This is a genomic window from Pseudomonas sp. TNT2022 ID642 (genome assembly GCF_028656995.1).
In the GTDB taxonomy this organism is placed as follows: Bacteria; Pseudomonadota; Gammaproteobacteria; order Pseudomonadales; family Pseudomonadaceae; genus Aquipseudomonas.
Genome location: NZ_JAMDGW010000001.1, coordinates 364,463 through 380,578, shown reverse-complemented (window position 1 = coordinate 380,578; position 16,116 = coordinate 364,463). Strand labels below are relative to the sequence as shown.

The following is a 16,116-nucleotide window of genomic DNA, read 5'->3' as shown; positions in this document are numbered from 1 at the left end:
AAGCCCCGAACCAGTCGGGGCTTTTTGCGGGCGGGCGTGTGAGGCGCTTACTGAAACAGCGACTCGCTCGACAGGCCATTCTTCTCGAGGATTTCACGAAGGCGTTTGAGGCCTTCTACCTGGATCTGCCGTACCCGTTCCCGGGTCAGACCGATCTCCAGGCCTACGTCTTCCAGCGTGCTGCTCTCGTGACCGCGCAGGCCGAAGCGACGCACAACCACCTCGCGCTGCTTGTCGGTCAGCTCCGACAGCCATTGATCGATGCTCTGCGACAGGTCGTCATCCTGCAGCAGTTCACACGGATCGGTCGGACGATCATCGGTGAGGGTGTCCAGCAGGGTTTTATCCGAATCCGGACCCAGCGAGACGTCGACCGAAGAAACCCGTTCGTTCAGGCCGAGCATGCGCTTGACCTCGCCCACCGGTTTTTCCAGCAGGTTGGCAATTTCTTCGGGTGAAGGTTCGTGGTCGAGCTTTTGCGTCAGCTCCCGTGCAGCCCGCAGGTACACGTTGAGTTCCTTGACCACATGGATCGGCAACCGGATGGTCCGGGTCTGATTCATGATCGCGCGCTCGATGGTCTGACGAATCCACCAGGTCGCGTAGGTCGAGAAGCGGAAGCCGCGCTCGGGATCGAACTTTTCCACCGCGCGGATCAGCCCGAGGTTGCCCTCTTCGATCAGATCCAGCAGCGACAGCCCCCGATTGACGTAACGCCGGGCGATTTTCACCACCAGCCGCAGGTTACTTTCAATCATGCGCTTGCGCCCGGCCGGATCGCCACTTTGCGACAGTCGCGCAAAATGAACTTCTTCCTCCGGGGAGAGCAATGGGGAAAAGCCGATTTCGTTGAGATACAACTGTGTGGCATCAAGTGCCCGCGTGTAGTCGATGTACTTATGTTGTTTAAGTGAAGCGGAGTGTTTGGATTTGGAACGAACGGAAGGTGGAGCAGCCCCTTCATCATTCGACATCGAAGATTCCGAATCGATGCCGGTCTCCATAAGGAGAACCTCATCGTCGATGTCAAACTCCGGCACTTCTTTACTGAGAGCCATTGTTATAGTCCTTTGGTGAGTTCGACCCCAAGCTCAAGCGACGCCTTTATCCTTGGCAGCGCTGGAGCCTGTCCCCTCTACGCGACGGAACAGGCTGGCTTACAAATCAACGTCTTGGCAGGAACTGCAGTGGATCTACAGGTTTACCTTGGCGGCGAATCTCAAAATGCAGTTTCACCCGGTCTGTACCCGTTGACCCCATTTCGGCAATTGTCTGTCCGACCTTGACCTGCTGTCCCTCCCGAACCAACAGCCTGCGGTTATGTCCGTAGGCACTGACGTAGGTTTCGCTGTGTTTGATGATGACTAATTCGCCGTAGCCCCTTAAGCCACTCCCGGCGTATACCACCGTCCCATCAGACGCAGCTAAAACAGGCTGTCCCAAATCTCCGGCGATATCAATTCCTTTATTCAAACTACCGTTTGAAGAGAATTTTCCAATCAGAATGCCATTAGATGGCCATCCCCAGCCGGTCGGGGCCGGGCCAGCCGGAGGCAGTGGAGCGGGTGCCGACTTGTTGGCGACGGACGGTGCAACGCCCGCCGAACCGCCCGTAGAACCGGTGGTTGTGGTGGTCGTCGTGCCATTTGCCTGGCGCCGGATTACCGTGGTTTTGCTCGACGAAGAAGGCGAAGAACTGCTGTTGCTCACCACCGCGGTCGACGTTGAACCGGTGCGACCATCAAAGCGAATTGTCTGACCCGGATGGATCGTGTACGGCGTAGGAATATTGTTCCGGGCGGCGAGGGCTTTGTAGTCCCAGCCGTAGCGAAACGCGATCGAAAACATCGTATCGCCGGGACGGACTACATACTGCCCGGTCGTCACGGTAGGACGCTGGGCCACCGCGCTGTTGCGATCGACCACCCGGACATTGCTCGATTTGGTGCTGGAGCAACCGACCAGCAAGGTGCTCAAGACAAGGCCAGTCACCAGGCGCTGAAAGCTCGTGTTACCTATACGCTGCGCAATGACTGTGAGACTCACCCGCCGCTCCCTTTGTGGTGGCTGAAAAATGTGAAATGCCGGATTTCGGCATGAGGTGTCGCCAGTATAACGGGCCGGATCGGCTTTACCTTTAATGAAGCGAAATCGCTTCGCGCACACGTTTGCAAGTTGACAGTCTGCTGCGTTTAAACCATCGCTGCCGGAGTAAGACACAGACGAACGAAAGGAATTCAGCGCACCTGAATAAATGCTCAGGCCAGTGGCCCATTGAGCAACGGCACGAAACGAACTGCCCCCAGAACGTGTCGGGAAAAGCCGTTTTCCTCACGCACGATCAGCAACAATTGCTGCACTTCTCCGGAACCCACCGGAATCACCATGCGCCCGCCCGGAGCCAATTGGTCGAGCAAGGCTTGCGGGACATCGGTGGCCACGGCGGTGACGATAATGCCGTTATACGGCGCCAGCGCCGGCCAGCCTTCCCAGCCATCCCCCCAACGAAACACCACGTTGCGCAGATTCAGCTCGACCAGGCGTTCCTTGGCGCGATCCTGCAGCACCTTGATGCGCTCAACCGAGAAGACGCGCTCGACCAGTTGCGACAACACCGCTGTCTGGTAACCGGAACCGGTGCCAATCTCCAGCACTTTATCCAGTGGCCCAGCCTCCAGCAGCAGCTCGCTCATGCGCGCCACCATATAAGGCTGAGAAATCGTCTGGTTGTTGCCGATCGGCAGCGCCGTGTCTTCGTAAGCGCGGTGTGCCAGCGCCTCGTCGACGAACAGGTGACGCGGTGTACGCCGAATCACTTCCAGCACCTTGGCGTTGGACACACCTTCTTCGTACAGGCGCTGGATCAACCGCTCGCGGGTACGCTGGGACGTCATGCCGATGCCGCTGCGCAGCCGGTCTTCGTGTTCACGGGCCATCAGCGCAGTCCCTCCAGCCAGCCGTCGAGGCTTCTGAACGCATCATTGAAGGTGCGATCGAGCTGCAACGGCGTGATGGAAACGTAGCCCTGCATCACCGCGTGAAAGTCCGTACCCGGACCGCCATCTTCGGCATCGCCGGCAGCGGCAATCCAGTAACCGGCCTTGCCACGCGGATCGACCACCTTCATCGGCGCCGCCGCCCGGGCGCGATGGCCCAGTCGGGTCAGCTGGATGCCGCGAATGTGGTCGATGGGCAGGTTGGGAATGTTCACGTTGAGCACCGTGCGCGGCGGCAGATCGAGCCCGGCATGGGCTTCAACCAGTTTGCGCGCAAAGTACGCCGCCGTCGGTAGATTATCCACTTGACGCGAGACCAGCGAGAAAGCGAACGACGGACGCTCGAGAAAACGTCCCTCAAGGGCGGCCGCCACTGTCCCGGAATACAGCACATCATCGCCAAGGTTGGCACCGAGATTGATCCCGGAAACCACCATGTCCGCCTCGCGCTCCAGCAGGCCGTTGAGGCCCAGGTGCACGCAGTCGGTCGGTGTACCGTTGAGGCTGATAAAGCCGTTGGCCAGGTATTGCGGGTGCAGCGGACGGTCGAGCGTCAGCGAACTGCTGGCGCCGCTTTTGTCCTGCTCCGGGGCGATAACCACGCACTCGGTGTAATCCGCCAGCGCAGCATAAAGCGCGGCAAGACCGGGAGCGGTTACCCCATCGTCGTTAGAAATCAGAATACGCATGGGCTGTCCGTCTGCCCCACCGGCACCAGATCAACGAGCTCGCGCACCAATACGGTGGCGAAGCATCCGGCCGGGAGGACGAATTCCAGTTGCAGAATGTCAGGCTGAGGATAATGCCACGTCAACCCGCCAATGGGCAGCCGCAGGATGCGACGTTCATGGCTCATGCCGGCATGAACCAACCAATCGCGCAGCTCTGCTTCATCGGCGGCAATCCCCTGCTCCAGTTCATGGACAGCGCCTGCGGTCGGCGAGTCACCTTCGCCCCACTGCGGGCCGGTCGGATGCAGATCGAGTATCGCCAGCCGCGGGTCGCTGCACTCGGCCTCACCGGCCGGAAAAAAGCTGCGGCTGTCGGTGAAGGCCAGCAGATCGCCGACCTGGGCTTTTTGCCAGGTGCCATCGGCAACACGCGCCGCCAGCACCTTGTTGAAGAGGAAGCTGCGCGCGGTCGAGAGCAGGCGCGAACGCACATTACGTTGCTCCGGCAAGGCTTTGCGCGCAGCCCACGCACGGGCATCAACGACGTTGCCGCCGTCATGGCCAAAACGCTGGGCGCCGAAATAATTGGGAATGCCTTGTTTGGCGATCAGTTGCAGACGCTCTTCGATTGCAGCTTTGTCGCCGGCGAATTGGGTCAGACGCAGCGTGAAACCGTTGGCCGAATGCGCACCGCGTTGCAGCTTGCGTTTGTGGCGGATGGTCTTGAGGATCTTCAGCGTATCGTTTTCCGCCGCTGTCAGATCCGGATCGGCCTTGCCCGGCAATTGCACGCTGAACCACTGGCGGGTCAGCGCCTGACGATCCTTGAGACCGGCATAGCTGACGGTACGCAACGGCACGCCGGCAGCCTTGGCGATACGCCGTGCGGCTTCCTCAGTGTTGAGGCCACGCTTTTCAACCCAGATCCACAGGTGTTCGCCGTCGCCGCTGAACGGAATGTCGAGGACTTCATCCACCTGAAAATCTTCAGCGATGGCTTTCAGTACCGCGGTGCCCAAAGGTTCGCCATAGGCGCGCGGGCCGAGCAATTGCAGTTCATTCATGCGCGCAGCAACAAGGCAACGGAGTGCACGGCGATGCCTTCTTCGCGACCGACAAAGCCAAGCTTTTCGGTGGTGGTAGCTTTCACGTTCACTTGATCCAACTCAACTTGAAGATCCGCCGCGATCAGCGCGCGCATCGATTCGATATGCGGGGCCATTTTCGGCGCCTGGGCAACGATGGTGTTATCGACGTTGCCGACTTTCCAGCCTTTGGCATGGATCAGCGCGACCACATGACGCAGCAGCGCACGGCTGTCGGCGCCCTTGAATTGCGGGTCGGTGTCCGGGAAATGCTTGCCGATATCACCCAGCGCAGCGGCGCCGAGCAAGGCATCGCTCAAGGCGTGCAGCAGGACGTCACCGTCGGAATGAGCGAGCAGCCCGAAGCTGTGTGCAATGCGCACGCCGCCCAGAGTAATGAAATCGCCTTCAGCGAAACGGTGCACATCATAGCCGTGGCCAATACGCATAAAAAAACGCCCCGATTTTTGTCAGGGCGTGATTCTACCTGCATTAACCGCGCAGGGCGCGTGCGTGATGCTGCAAGTGGTCGTCTATAAAGCTTGAGATGAAGAAATAGCTGTGGTCGTAGCCCGGTTGCAGACGCAATGTCAGCGGATGGCCCGCTTGTTTTGCCGCTTGTTGCAGGGCTTCGGGTTTGAGCTGATTTTCGAGGAAGTCGTCGCGATCACCTTGATCAACCAGCAGCGGCAATTTTTCATCCGCTTCGGCGATCAGTGCGCAGGCATCCCACTCTTTCCACTTCGAACGGTCCTCGCCCAGATAACGGGAGAACGCCTTCTGGCCCCAAGGGCAATCCATCGGATTGTTGATTGGCGAAAACGCAGACACCGATTGGTAACGCCCCGGATTGCGCAACGCGCAGACCAGCGCACCGTGACCGCCCATGGAGTGGCCGCTGATGCTGCGTTTATCCGAAGCAGGGAAATGCGCTTCAACCAGTGAAGGCAATTCCTGCACGACATAGTCATGCATCCGATAGTGGCGCGACCAAGGTTCTTGCGTGGCATTCAGATAGAACCCGGCGCCAAGGCCGAAATCCCAAGCGTTGTCCGGATCACCCGGGACATCGGGGCCGCGCGGGCTGGTGTCCGGCGCAACAATGATCAAACCCAGTTCGGCAGCCATGCGCATCGCGCCGGCCTTCTGCATGAAGTTCTCATCGGTGCAGGTCAGGCCTGACAGCCAGTACAGCACCGGCAACTTACCGCCCTGCTCCGCCTGTGGCGGCAGGTACACGGCGAACACCATGTCGCAACCGAGCACGTCGGAGCGATGGCGATAGCGCTTGTGCCAACCGCCAAAACTTTTCTGACAGGAGATGTTTTCCAGACTCATGTAAAGACTCCTACGCGGTCACGGCAACAAGCCTTCACGACTTGTTGCCATGTCGCCACGATTGATCAGAAATGAATGACGGTACGGATGCTCTTGCCTTCGTGCATCAGGTCGAACGCCTTGTTGATGTCTTCCAGGCCCATGGTGTGGGTGATGAACGTATCCAGCGGGATCTCACCGCTCTGAGCCATGTCGACATAGCTTGGCAATTCGGTACGACCGCGCACGCCACCGAACGCCGAACCGCGCCAGACGCGACCAGTCACCAACTGGAATGGACGGGTAGCGATTTCCTGACCGGCACCGGCAACACCGATGATGACCGACTCGCCCCAACCTTTGTGGCAGCACTCAAGGGCGGCGCGCATCAGTTGCACGTTGCCGATGCATTCGAAGGAGAAGTCCACACCACCATCGGTCATGTCGACGATCACTTCCTGGATCGGACGATCAAAGTCTTTCGGGTTCACGCAGTCGGTGGCGCCGAGTTGTTTGGCGATCTCGAACTTGGCCGGGTTGATGTCGATGGCGATGATGCGCGCAGCCTTGGCTTTCACTGCGCCGATGACTGCAGACAGACCAATGCCGCCCAGACCGAAGATGGCCACGGTGTCACCGGGTTTGACCTTGGCGGTGTTGAGCACCGCACCGATACCGGTGGTGACGCCGCAGCCCAGCAGGCAGACCTTTTCCAGTGGCGCATCCTTGGAGATCTTGGCCACGGAGATTTCCGGCAACACGGTGTATTCCGAGAACGTCGAAGTGCCCATGTAGTGGAAAATCGTTTCGCCCTTGTAGGAAAAACGCGAAGTACCGTCCGGCATCAAACCTTTACCCTGAGTGGCGCGAATTGCCTGACACAGGTTGGTCTTGCCCGACTTACAGAATTTGCACTGGCCGCATTCCGGGGTGTACAGCGGAATAACGTGATCGCCCACGGCAACCGAGGTCACGCCTTCGCCGATGGCTTCAACGATGGCGCCACCTTCGTGGCCGAGGATCGACGGGAAGATGCCTTCCGGATCAGCACCGGACAGCGTGTAGGCGTCGGTGTGGCAAACCCCGGAAGCCACCACGCGCAGCAGGACTTCACCGGCCTTGGGCATGGCGACATCGACTTCTACGATTTCCAGCGGCTTTTTGGCCTCGAAGGCAACGGCGGCGCGCGACTTGATCATGCTGACTCTCCAGTGAATCCAATGAATAAAAAACCAGACAAGGAGTGTAATACACAGCTTTACGATGAATAATCAGGACAAAAGCAAAACATTATTGCCATACAGGGATAATCCTGATGTCCGAAAACCGCTGGGAAGGCATCGACGAGTTCGTCGCCGTTGCTGAATGCAGCCAGTTCACTGCCGCTGCCGAACGTCTTGGGGTTTCGTCCTCGCACATCAGTCGACAAATCGTACGCCTGGAAGAAAGACTTCAGACGCGACTTCTCTATCGCAGCACACGCCGGGTGACGCTGACCGAGGCCGGGCAGACCTTTCTGCAACATTGCCAACGCTTGCAGGACGGTCGCGAAGAAGCCTTGCGTGCAGTCGGCGATCTGACCAGCGAACCGAAAGGCATGCTGCGCATGACCTGCGCCGTAGCCTACGGTGAGCGTTTCATCGTGCCGCTGGTGACGCGGTTCATGGGCCTGTATCCGCAGTTGCGCATCGATATCGAACTGAGCAATCGCCAGCTCGATCTGGTGCATGAAGGTCTGGATCTGGCGATTCGCTTGGGCCGCCTGCAGGACTCGCGGTTGGTCGCGACACGTTTGGCGCCAAGGCGAATGTATCTCTGCGCGTCACCGTCCTACGTTGAGCGGTACGGCCGCCCCCACAGCCTGTCGGAGTTGAGTCGGCATAATTGCCTGATTGGCAGCTCGGACATCTGGCAGCTTGAGCAGAACGGGCGCGAGTTTTCTCAGCGCGTGCAGGGCAACTGGCGCTGCAACAGTGGGCAAGCTGTGCTGGATGCGGCGCTTCAGGGAGTGGGGTTGTGTCAGTTGCCGGATTATTACGTGCTGGAACATTTGCACAGTGGCGCGTTGATTTCGTTGCTGGAGGCGCATCAGCCGCCGAATACGGCGGTGTGGGCGTTGTATCCGCAGCAGCGGCATTTGTCGCCGAAGGTGCGCAAGTTGGTGGATTTTCTCAAGGAAGGGTTGGCTGAGCGGCCGGAATATCGAGGTTGAAAAGCAAAAGATCGCAGCCTTCGGCAGCTCCTACAAAGGCATGCGAACCCATGTAGGAGCTGCCGAAGGCTGCGATCTTTTGATCTTTTAGCGGCGATTCGCCCAACGCTGGCGCAACCATTCAAGATCTTCCGGCCGGGTGACCTTGAGGTTATCCGCCCGCCCTTCAATCAGACGCGGCTTGAGACCGGCCCACTCCATCGCCGAAGCTTCATCAGTAATCAGCGCATCAGCCACCAGACTGTCCGCCAACGCCCGATGCAACGCGCCGAGGCGAAACATCTGCGGCGTATATGCCTGCCAGATCACGCTGCGATCGACGGTTTCCACCACCCGACCATGCTTGTCGACTCGCTTCAAGGTGTCGCGCGCAGGGACGGCGAGCAAACCGCCGACCGGATCATCCGCCAGTTCATCCAGTAACTTGTCGAGGTCTTCGCGACTCAGATTCGGTCGTGCCGCATCGTGCACCAGCACCCAATCTTCATCATCGGCACCCTGCGCATGCAAGTGCAGCAAGGCATTGAGCACCGAACCAGAACGCTCGGCCCCGCCTTCAACCCGCTGAATGCGCGGATCGCTGACGCACGCCAGGTTTGGCCAATAAGGATCATCAACAGCAAGACTGACCACCAGCCCTTTAAGGCTTGGGTGATCAAGGAAACAGCCGAGGCTGTGTTCGAGAATTGTGCGCCCGCCCAGTTGCAGATATTGCTTGGGACGGTCCGCGGCCATTCGGGCACCGACGCCCGCGGCAGGAATCACGGCCCAGAAGGCCGGCAGGGAATTGATCATTGGGCCAACTGGTAAAGGGTTTCGCCGTCCTTGACCATGCCCAGTTCGTGACGAGCCCGTTCTTCAACGGTCTCCATGCCCTTCTTCAACTCACTGACTTCAGCGTCCATCACTCGGTTGCGCTCCAGCAAACCTTCGTTCTCGGCGTGTTGATCAGCAATCTGCTGATTCAGCTCGGCGACTTGCGCCAGACTGCCATTGCCCACCCACAGGCGGTACTGCAGACCGGCCAGTAGCAAGAGCAAAACGAGAAACAACCAGTAAGGACTGCGCATCGAATATCAGGTATCCAGTGAAAAAAGACAGCCACGCCAAAACTTTGAAGCATCTGATAGCACGAAGCCTGGAAGACCCAGGCTTGTGCTGTTAAGGCATCAGATTAGTGGCAAATCCATCGCTGTCACGACTTTTTCGACACAATCCGGTGTCCTTCCATCGATTTGTACTTAGCCGCGGAACTCGCTGCGACCGTTGTACTTGGCCTTGCCATTCAACTGCTCTTCGATACGCAGCAGTTGGTTGTACTTGGAAACGCGGTCGGAACGGCACAGCGAACCGGTTTTGATCTGGCCAGCCGAAGTGCCCACAGCCAGGTCGGCAATGGTCGAATCTTCGGTTTCGCCCGAACGGTGCGAGATCACTGCGGTGTAACCGGCAGCCTTGGCCATCTGGATGGCTTCCAGGGTTTCGGTCAGGGTGCCGATCTGGTTGAACTTGATCAGGATCGAGTTGGCGATCTTTTTATCGATGCCTTCTTTCAGGATCTTGGTGTTGGTCACGAACAGGTCGTCGCCCACCAGTTGAACCTTCTCGCCGATCTTATCGGTGAGGATCTTCCAGCCAGCCCAGTCGGACTCGTCCAGACCGTCTTCGATCGAGATGATCGGATAACGTTCGGTCAGACCTTTCAGGTAGTCAGCGAAACCTTCAGCGGTGAACACCTGGCCTTCGCCGGACAGGTTGTACTTGCCGTCTTCGTAGAATTCGCTGGCCGCGCAGTCCAGAGCCAGAGTCACGTCAGTGCCCAGCTTGTAACCGGCATTGGCCACCGCTTCGGAGATCACTTTCAGCGCGTCTTCGTTGGACGCCAGGTTCGGTGCGAAACCGCCTTCGTCGCCAACAGCAGTGCTCAGGCCACGGGCCTTCAGCACGGCTTTCAAGTGATGGAAAATCTCGGTGCCCATGCGCAGACCTTCCGAGAACGACTTGGCGCCAACCGGCTGCACCATGAATTCCTGGATGTCGACGTTGTTATCGGCGTGCTCGCCACCGTTGATGATGTTCATCATCGGCACCGGCATCGAGTAAACACCCGGAGTGCCGTTGAGGTTGGCGATGTGTGCGTACAGCGGCAGGTCCTGATCCTGTGCAGCAGCCTTGGCCGCAGCCAGGGACACGGCGAGGATGGCGTTGGCGCCAAGGGTCGCTTTGTTTTCCGTACCGTCGAGCTTGATCATCGCGTGGTCCAGAGCTTTCTGGTCGCTTGGGTCGGTGCCCAGCAGCAGATCGCGGATCGGACCGTTGATGTTGGCTACCGCTTTGAGCACGCCCTTGCCCAGGTAACGGCTCTTGTCGCCATCACGCAGCTCGAGCGCTTCACGCGAGCCAGTGGATGCACCGGACGGCGCGCACGCGCTGCCGATGATGCCGTTGTCGAGAAGCACGTCCGCTTCCACGGTGGGATTGCCACGGGAGTCGAGAACTTCACGACCTTTGATGTCGACGATTTTTGCCATTGTTGTAAACACTCCAAAGTTGACGAAAACGACGCAGCTAGAGGAAATCTTTTTACCGTCGGCAAGGAATGTGCAGCGGGCAGACTTGCAGACGATAACGCTCATGCCCGAGGGCATGAGCGACAAATCGTGCGGTACTTTACCGGAGAATTGAGTGTTACGCGGTTTCTACCGTCGGAAAACTCTTCACCAGTTCGTCCAGAGCTTTGAGCTGGGCCAGGAAAGGCTCCAGTTTGTCCAGACGCAAGGCGCAAGGGCCGTCGCATTTGGCGTTGTCCGGGTCCGGATGCGCTTCGAGGAACAGACCCGCCAGCGACTGGCTCATGCCGGCCTTGGCCAGATCCAGAACCTGTGCGCGGCGACCGCCAGCGGAGTCGGCACGACCACCCGGCATTTGCAGCGCATGGGTCACGTCGAAGAATACCGGGTACTCGAACTGCTTCATGATGCCGAAGCCGAGCATGTCGACCACGAGGTTGTTGTAGCCGAAGCTCGAACCACGCTCGCAGAGGATCAATTGATCGTTACCCGCTTCCACGCACTTGTTCAGGATGTGTTTCATTTCCTGAGGCGCGAGGAACTGGGCTTTCTTGATGTTGATCACTGCATTGGTCTTGGCCATCGCGACGACCAGATCGGTCTGGCGCGACAGGAAGGCCGGCAGCTGAATGATGTCGCAGACCTCAGCGACGACCGCGGCCTGATCAGGCTCGTGGACGTCGGTGATGATCGGCACGCCAAAGGCTTGTTTGATGTCCTGGAAGATGCGCATGCCCTCTTCCAGGCCAGGACCACGATAAGAGGTCACAGAAGAACGGTTGGCCTTGTCGAAACTGGCCTTGAACACGTAAGGGATACCGAGTTTTTCGGTGACCTTCACGTACTCTTCGCAAACCTGCATGGCCATGTCACGGCTTTCCAGCACGTTCATGCCGCCGAACAGCACCATGGGTTTGTCGTTGGCAATCTCGATGTCGCCGACGCGGATGATCTTCTGTGCCATCGGGGTTACGCCTTCTTCTGGTGTTGAGCCAACGCAGCTTTGACAAAACCGCTGAACAGCGGATGGCCATCGCGTGGTGTCGAGGTGAACTCAGGGTGGAACTGGCAAGCGACGAACCATGGGTGATCGGCCGCTTCAACCACTTCAACCAGCGCCGCATCAGCGGAGCGGCCGGAGATTTTCAGGCCGGCTTCGATCAGCTGTGGCAGCAGGTTGTTGTTCACTTCGTAACGGTGACGGTGACGCTCGACGATCACGTCCTTGCCGTAGCAGTCGTGAACCTTGGAGCCGGCTTCGAGCAGGCAGTCCTGAGCGCCAAGGCGCATGGTGCCGCCCAGGTCGGACGACTCGGTACGCACTTCAACGGCACCGGTCGCGTCTTCCCACTCGGTGATCAGACCGACAACCGGATGGCCGCTGGCGCGATCGAACTCGGTGGAGTTGGCGTCTTTCCAGCCCATTACGTTACGGGCGAACTCGATAACTGCCACTTGCATACCGAGGCAGATACCCAGGTATGGAACCTTGTTTTCGCGAGCGTACTGAACGGCAGTGATCTTGCCTTCCACGCCGCGCAGACCGAAGCCACCCGGTACGAGGATCGCGTCGACACCTTCGAGCAGCGCAGTGCCCTGGTTTTCGATGTCTTCGGAATCGATGTAACGCAGGTTGACCTTGGTGCGGTTGCTGATGCCGGCGTGACTCATCGCTTCGATCAGCGACTTGTAGGCGTCCAGCAGCTCCATGTACTTGCCGACCATGGCGATGGTCACTTCGTGTTCCGGGTTCAGCTTGGCGTCAACCACCGCGTCCCACTCGGACAGATCAGCGCTGCCGCATTGCAGGCCGAAACGCTCGACAACGAAGTCGTCCAGACCCTGCGAGTGCAGGATGCCCGGGATCTTGTAGATGGTGTCGGCGTCTTCCAGCGCGATCACCGCACGTTCTTCAACGTTGGTGAACTGAGCGATCTTGCGACGCGACGAGATGTCGATCGGGTGATCGGAACGGCACACCAGCACGTCTGGCTGCAGGCCGATCGAACGCAGCTCTTTTACCGAGTGCTGGGTTGGCTTGGTTTTGGTTTCACCAGCGGTGGCGATGTACGGCACCAGCGTCAGGTGCATCAGCATTGCGCGCTTGGCGCCAACTTCGAAACGCAGTTGACGGATGGCTTCGAGGAACGGTTGCGACTCGATGTCACCGACGGTGCCACCGATTTCAACCATCGCCACGTCAGCGTCACCGGCACCCTTGATGATGCGGCGCTTGATTTCGTCGGTGATGTGCGGGATCACCTGGATGGTTGCACCCAGGTAGTCACCACGGCGCTCTTTGCGCAGCACGTGCTCGTAGACACGGCCAGTGGTGAAGTTGTTGTTCTGGGTCATGGTCGTGCGGATGAACCGCTCGTAGTGACCCAGGTCCAGGTCGGTCTCGGCGCCGTCGTGGGTGACGAACACTTCACCGTGCTGGAACGGGCTCATGGTGCCCGGATCGACGTTGATGTACGGATCCAGCTTCAGCATGGTGACCTTAAGTCCCCGCGCCTCCAGGATGGCTGCCAATGAAGCCGATGCAATGCCTTTCCCCAATGAAGAAACAACACCGCCCGTGACGAATATGTAGCGCGTCATGAAAAACCCTAGAAGTCTGCGTTAAAGCGGTACGAGCCGCCGGGGAAAGCGAAGGAAGGCCGAAGCCCCCGATCACCTGCATTAATCACAGTGCACCTTTCAAAAAAACCGCCGCGTTGGGACAGACCGGCAGGTGAAACACCGGTACGTTGCTCGCTACACATTTTTTGGAATCGCCCAGCAAAGACTGCTTGGTAATCGGCAACTCCTGCAATTCAGGCGAATCCACAGAAGTTGTATCAAGAAGGGAGCGTAGTCTACCGGAATGCTCCTTTCAGCTCAAACCTTGATCTTCGTCTGTTGGCAGCCAATGCAATTTCCAACCGTGCTGCAAATGGCCATCAAGTCCCGGCAGGTTCGCCACCGCGAGCAATTCATCGCCGCGAAACAGCAGCGGCAATCTGCCACGGACGAAGCCCGGCACTGCGCGCTCATTGAGCAGGCGCTTGAGATCACGGTGGCCGCGATCCGCGATTTGCATGACTTCGCCGCCCTGCCGATAGCGAATCTGCAAAGGCCCGGAGGGAGCCTGCCCGCTGAGCATGACACGTCCATTATCAGCCAAGCGTAGCGCTGACGCCGGGCTCTGCCACTCGCAGCCGATCACTGGCGTACGCAGCCAGCCGCCGCTGAGCCACCACAGGCGCCCGGCGCTGCGGTGCAGTTCGCCATCTGCCAGACGCCAGATAGGGGAAGCATCAGGAGCGGCATCACAGAGATCCGTCCAACCCGACCAATGGTCGGTGTCGGGTAACTGTGTGAAGGGTTCAAGCCAATGGCTGATCGCGTTCCGTTGGCGGGCGGCAGACAGTGCGGCGAGTGGCGCCAGCTCCAGCGACGGCAATCCCAGCCATTCGAATTCATGAGCGATGGCGGCGTGCGCCAGATCAATCTGCGCCAATTCATCGAGCAGCCCCTGCGCCTCACGCAGATGCGCGGCGCTGCGGGCCATGCTCGCCAGCGCTTGCGGCCAGCGCCCGGTCAGCAATGGCATAACCTGATGGCGCAGGTAGTTGCGCGAGAATTGCTGATCCTGATTGGACGGGTCTTCGATCCAGACCAATTGGTGAGCCTGCGCATAGGCTTCCAGCTCGGCTCGAGAGACATCCAGTAACGCGCGAATCAGTGCGCCCTGCCCCATTGGCCGCTGCCTGGGCATCCCCGCCAATCCGCGCACACCCGTACCACGCATGAGTCGAAACAACAGCGTTTCCGCTTGATCATCACGATGCTGGCCAGTGAGCAACACGTCATTGGCTTGCGTCAGCGAACTGAACACGGCGTATCGCGCATTCCGCGCCGCCTGCTCCAGACTCGCGCCCGGTTGCACCTTCACCCGCTCAATCAGCAACGGCACCCCCAGCGCATCACAGACAGACTGGCAGTGTTGTGGCCACGCATCAGCCGCAGCCTGAAGGCCGTGATGGATATGGATGGCGCTTAGCGCAGGGAGGGATTCAGATTTTGCCAGAGAGGCAAGCAGATGCAGCAGGACGGTGGAATCGAGACCACCAGAGAAGGCGATGCGCCAATGAGCGGCGTTGCGCCAAGGCTCAAGGTTCAGCAACAGCCGGGAAGGCAAATCACTCTTCGAAGAATTCATAGAGAGGGTCGCTTCTCAAGGATCCTGTAGGAGCTGCCGAAGGCTGCGATCTTTTGATCTTGAAAGATCGCAGCCTTCGGCAGCTCCTACAGGGGTATTGCGTTCGACTTAGAGACCGTAGCTCATCAGTCGATCATAACGACGCTTCAACAGCGCTTCGTTATCGAACTTCTTCAGCATCGCCAGTTGCGAGCTCAGCTCGGCACGGATCGACGCAGCAGCGGCGGCCGGATCACGGTGCGCGCCGCCCAGAGGCTCGCCAATCACCTTGTCGACAATGCCCAAACCTTTCAGACGCTCAGCGGTGATGCCCATCGCTTCAGCAGCATCCGGCGCTTTTTCTGCGGTTTTCCACAGAATCGAAGCACAACCTTCCGGCGAGATCACCGCGTAGGTCGAGTATTGCAGCATGTTCAACTGATCGCAGACGCCGATGGCCAGCGCACCGCCGGAACCACCCTCACCGATAACGGTGGCGATGATCGGGGTTTTCAAGCGCGACATCACGCGCAGGTTCCAGGCGATCGCTTCGCTCTGGTTGCGCTCTTCAGCGTCGATACCAGGATAAGCACCCGGGGTGTCGATGAAGGTCAGGATCGGCATTTTGAACCGCTCGGCCATTTCCATCAGGCGGCAAGCCTTGCGGTAGCCTTCCGGACGCGGCATGCCGAAGTTGCGGCGTACCTTCTCGCGCACTTCACGGCCCTTCTGGTGACCGATGATCATCACCGGTTGGTCTTCCAGGCGGGCGATGCCGCCAACGATTGCTGCGTCGTCTGAGAAGTGACGGTCGCCGTGCAGTTCGTCGAACTCGGTGAAAATGTGCTCGATGTAGTCGAGGGTATACGGGCGTTTCGGGTGACGCGCCAGACGTGCGATCTGCCAGCTGGTCAGCTTGCCGAAGATGTCTTCGGTCAGCGTTTTGCTCTTGTCCTGCAGGCGGGAGATCTCATCGCCGATATTCAGCGAATTGTCATTACCGACCAAGCGCAACTCTTCGATCTTGGCTTGCAGGTCGGCGATCGGCTGTTCGAAATCTAGAAAATTCGGGTTCATAGGCG

The 16,116-nt window shown here is 58.9% G+C and carries 16 protein-coding genes; 1 reads left to right on the top strand and 15 read right to left on the bottom strand.

Annotation, left to right across the window (positions count from 1 at the left end):
• Positions 1-47: 47 nt before the first annotated feature.
• From rpoS to M5G26_RS01650, 8 genes are all read right to left on the bottom strand, one after another.
• Positions 48-1,058 carry an RNA polymerase sigma factor RpoS gene (gene rpoS, locus M5G26_RS01685; protein WP_038357938.1) on the bottom strand — a complete coding sequence of 337 codons (1,011 nt, stop codon included), beginning with the start codon at positions 1,056-1,058 and terminating at the stop codon, positions 48-50.
• A gap of 106 nt (positions 1,059-1,164) precedes the next feature.
• Positions 1,165-2,046 (bottom strand): peptidoglycan DD-metalloendopeptidase family protein, encoded by an 882-nt coding sequence (locus M5G26_RS01680; RefSeq protein WP_273914277.1) that lies wholly within the window; start codon positions 2,044-2,046, stop codon positions 1,165-1,167.
• 212 nt (positions 2,047-2,258) lie between these two features.
• Positions 2,259-2,894: a protein-L-isoaspartate(D-aspartate) O-methyltransferase gene (locus M5G26_RS01675; protein ID WP_171057346.1), complete on the bottom strand. Its 636-nt coding sequence runs from the start codon at positions 2,892-2,894 to the stop codon at positions 2,259-2,261.
• A gap of 41 nt (positions 2,895-2,935) precedes the next feature.
• The gene (surE, locus tag M5G26_RS01670; protein ID WP_007908831.1) at positions 2,936-3,685 is read right to left on the bottom strand and encodes a 5'/3'-nucleotidase SurE; all 750 of its coding nucleotides are present in this window, start codon (positions 3,683-3,685) and stop codon (positions 2,936-2,938) included.
• The gene (truD, locus tag M5G26_RS01665) at positions 3,673-4,731 is read right to left on the bottom strand and encodes a tRNA pseudouridine(13) synthase TruD (protein ID WP_273914276.1); all 1,059 of its coding nucleotides are present in this window, start codon (positions 4,729-4,731) and stop codon (positions 3,673-3,675) included. The genes surE and truD overlap by 13 nt, the downstream gene beginning before the upstream one ends.
• Complete coding sequence (gene ispF / locus M5G26_RS01660; RefSeq protein WP_034149878.1) at positions 4,728-5,201, bottom strand: 2-C-methyl-D-erythritol 2,4-cyclodiphosphate synthase; 474 nt, start codon at positions 5,199-5,201, stop codon at positions 4,728-4,730. The genes truD and ispF overlap by 4 nt, the downstream gene beginning before the upstream one ends.
• Before the next feature lie 43 nt (positions 5,202-5,244).
• A complete protein-coding gene (gene fghA / locus M5G26_RS01655) occupies positions 5,245-6,090 on the bottom strand; it encodes an S-formylglutathione hydrolase (RefSeq protein WP_273914275.1) in 846 nt (281 codons plus the stop codon).
• Between the two features lie 65 nt (positions 6,091-6,155).
• Complete coding sequence (locus M5G26_RS01650) at positions 6,156-7,268, bottom strand: S-(hydroxymethyl)glutathione dehydrogenase/class III alcohol dehydrogenase (RefSeq protein ID WP_007908835.1); 1,113 nt, start codon at positions 7,266-7,268, stop codon at positions 6,156-6,158.
• Between the two features lie 116 nt (positions 7,269-7,384).
• On the opposite strand from M5G26_RS01650, the gene M5G26_RS01645 reads away from it, so the two are divergent.
• Positions 7,385-8,281 carry a LysR substrate-binding domain-containing protein gene (locus tag M5G26_RS01645; RefSeq protein WP_038357927.1) on the top strand — a complete coding sequence of 299 codons (897 nt, stop codon included), beginning with the start codon at positions 7,385-7,387 and terminating at the stop codon, positions 8,279-8,281.
• A gap of 87 nt (positions 8,282-8,368) precedes the next feature.
• Here the strand turns inward: M5G26_RS01645 and ispD are convergent, their stop codons facing one another.
• The 7 genes from ispD to M5G26_RS01610 form a co-directional block, all read right to left on the bottom strand.
• Positions 8,369-9,076 carry a 2-C-methyl-D-erythritol 4-phosphate cytidylyltransferase gene (ispD, locus tag M5G26_RS01640; protein WP_038357925.1) on the bottom strand — a complete coding sequence of 236 codons (708 nt, stop codon included), beginning with the start codon at positions 9,074-9,076 and terminating at the stop codon, positions 8,369-8,371.
• Positions 9,073-9,351 (bottom strand): cell division protein FtsB, encoded by a 279-nt coding sequence (gene ftsB, locus M5G26_RS01635; RefSeq protein WP_007908838.1) that lies wholly within the window; start codon positions 9,349-9,351, stop codon positions 9,073-9,075. Before ftsB ends, ispD begins: the two co-directional genes overlap by 4 nt.
• Before the next feature lie 171 nt (positions 9,352-9,522).
• Positions 9,523-10,812: a phosphopyruvate hydratase gene (gene eno, locus M5G26_RS01630; RefSeq protein ID WP_042557893.1), complete on the bottom strand. Its 1,290-nt coding sequence runs from the start codon at positions 10,810-10,812 to the stop codon at positions 9,523-9,525.
• A gap of 157 nt (positions 10,813-10,969) precedes the next feature.
• Positions 10,970-11,815 carry a 3-deoxy-8-phosphooctulonate synthase gene (kdsA, locus tag M5G26_RS01625; protein ID WP_016985082.1) on the bottom strand — a complete coding sequence of 282 codons (846 nt, stop codon included), beginning with the start codon at positions 11,813-11,815 and terminating at the stop codon, positions 10,970-10,972.
• Between the two features lie 5 nt (positions 11,816-11,820).
• Positions 11,821-13,452, bottom strand: a complete 1,632-nt coding sequence (locus tag M5G26_RS01620; protein ID WP_093436570.1) for a CTP synthase — start codon at positions 13,450-13,452, stop codon at positions 11,821-11,823.
• A 274-nt stretch (positions 13,453-13,726) separates the two neighbouring features.
• The gene (tilS, locus tag M5G26_RS01615; RefSeq protein ID WP_273914274.1) at positions 13,727-15,055 is read right to left on the bottom strand and encodes a tRNA lysidine(34) synthetase TilS; all 1,329 of its coding nucleotides are present in this window, start codon (positions 15,053-15,055) and stop codon (positions 13,727-13,729) included.
• Positions 15,056-15,163: 108 nt separating this feature from the next.
• Entirely contained in the window at positions 15,164-16,111 is a 948-nt protein-coding gene (locus M5G26_RS01610) for an acetyl-CoA carboxylase carboxyltransferase subunit alpha (protein WP_038357918.1), read from the bottom strand.
• Positions 16,112-16,116 lie beyond the last annotated feature (5 nt).

Coding starts and splice junctions, on each gene's coding strand:
- M5G26_RS01675 (WP_171057346.1), bottom strand. CDS start 2,894: ATGACGTCCCAGCGTACCCGCGAGCGGTTGATCCAGCGCCTGTACGAA.
- ftsB (WP_007908838.1), bottom strand. CDS start 9,351: ATGCGCAGTCCTTACTGGTTGTTTCTCGTTTTGCTCTTGCTACTGGCC.
- kdsA (WP_016985082.1), bottom strand. CDS start 11,815: ATGGCACAGAAGATCATCCGCGTCGGCGACATCGAGATTGCCAACGAC.
- rpoS (WP_038357938.1), bottom strand. CDS start 1,058: ATGGCTCTCAGTAAAGAAGTGCCGGAGTTTGACATCGACGATGAGGTT.
- M5G26_RS01650 (WP_007908835.1), bottom strand. CDS start 7,268: ATGATCAAGTCGCGCGCCGCCGTTGCCTTCGAGGCCAAAAAGCCGCTG.
- tilS (WP_273914274.1), bottom strand. CDS start 15,055: ATGAATTCTTCGAAGAGTGATTTGCCTTCCCGGCTGTTGCTGAACCTT.
- ispF (WP_034149878.1), bottom strand. CDS start 5,201: ATGCGTATTGGCCACGGCTATGATGTGCACCGTTTCGCTGAAGGCGAT.
- eno (WP_042557893.1), bottom strand. CDS start 10,812: ATGGCAAAAATCGTCGACATCAAAGGTCGTGAAGTTCTCGACTCCCGT.
- ispD (WP_038357925.1), bottom strand. CDS start 9,076: ATGATCAATTCCCTGCCGGCCTTCTGGGCCGTGATTCCTGCCGCGGGC.
- fghA (WP_273914275.1), bottom strand. CDS start 6,090: ATGAGTCTGGAAAACATCTCCTGTCAGAAAAGTTTTGGCGGTTGGCAC.
- M5G26_RS01620 (WP_093436570.1), bottom strand. CDS start 13,452: ATGACGCGCTACATATTCGTCACGGGCGGTGTTGTTTCTTCATTGGGG.
- truD (WP_273914276.1), bottom strand. CDS start 4,731: ATGAATGAACTGCAATTGCTCGGCCCGCGCGCCTATGGCGAACCTTTG.
- surE (WP_007908831.1), bottom strand. CDS start 3,685: ATGCGTATTCTGATTTCTAACGACGATGGGGTAACCGCTCCCGGTCTT.
- M5G26_RS01645 (WP_038357927.1), top strand. CDS start 7,385: ATGTCCGAAAACCGCTGGGAAGGCATCGACGAGTTCGTCGCCGTTGCT.
- M5G26_RS01610 (WP_038357918.1), bottom strand. CDS start 16,111: ATGAACCCGAATTTTCTAGATTTCGAACAGCCGATCGCCGACCTGCAA.